Source organism: Bartonella sp. MR110HLJHH, assembly GCF_042194225.1.
Lineage (GTDB): Bacteria > Pseudomonadota > Alphaproteobacteria > Rhizobiales > Rhizobiaceae > Bartonella > Bartonella grahamii.
In genome coordinates this window covers 1-743 of sequence record NZ_JBHIMQ010000092.1, presented here as the reverse complement: position 1 = coordinate 743, position 743 = coordinate 1, and the positions used below count along the sequence as shown (strand labels likewise).

2 protein-coding genes are annotated in these 743 nt (G+C 42.5%); both read left to right on the top strand.

Annotation, left to right across the window (positions count from 1 at the left end; translation table 11 throughout):
• The coding region (locus ACFIKB_RS09530; RefSeq protein WP_375653519.1) for a crossover junction endodeoxyribonuclease RuvC at positions 1-372 on the top strand (372 nt) is incomplete at its 5' end.
• Positions 362-715, top strand: coding sequence for a DUF1376 domain-containing protein (locus ACFIKB_RS09525; protein WP_375645005.1), 354 nt, complete (start codon positions 362-364; stop codon positions 713-715). The genes ACFIKB_RS09530 and ACFIKB_RS09525, both read left to right, overlap by 11 nt.
• Positions 716-743 lie beyond the last annotated feature (28 nt).

Here is a 743-nt window from a genome sequence, read left to right as displayed (position 1 = left end):
CGCCGTTTTGAAGGCGGTGGAATGCGTTACTTGCGTTTTAAACAATGGCTATCAGAAATAAAGCAGACAGCAGGTCAAATTGACGCGGTGTATTTTGAAGAGGTGAGGCGTCATAAAGGTACAGATGCCGCGCATGTTTACGGAGGTTTGTTAGCAACGTTAACGGCGTGGTGTGAACAGCATCAGATACCGTATGAGGGGATACCAGTAAGTACGATTAAGAAAGCGACGACAGGCAAGGGGAATGCGTCGAAAGAAGAGATGATTAAGGCGGTGCGTGCAAAAGGGCACAATCCGAAAGATGACAACGAAGCAGATGCTTTAGCAATTTTATATTTAGTTAAAGAAAGGGAATTGGGGTATGTCCAGTAAATTACCATGGACGAGGCTTTTTGCAGACAGATGGCTTGTTACTCTTGGTTGTTTGTCGCCGACCGAGAAATGTATCTATGTCATGTTGCGACTTCTAATGCTCCATACTGGTGAGCCTATTTTAAAGGACTTAAGGGTATTAGCTTTTTGGGTTGGTTATCCAGTAGAAGAGTTTGAAACAGCTTTGAATTCCTTGATTGAAGGTGGATTCATCATACGTTTAGACAATGGTGGGTTGTGGAATTCAGAAGTTGAAAAAGAACTCAACAGTCTCAGTGAAGAAGAGCTAGATAATTTCACTTGCAATAATAATAAAGAAAGGGAGGTGAAGTATGTCAACTAAGTTGCCATGGACGAGGCTTTTTGCAGAC

What these genes read in the sequence shown, in the direction of transcription:
- ACFIKB_RS09525 (WP_375645005.1), top strand. Translation starts at nt 362, where the DNA reads ATGTCCAGTAAATTACCATGGACGAGGCTTTTTGCAGACAGATGGCTT.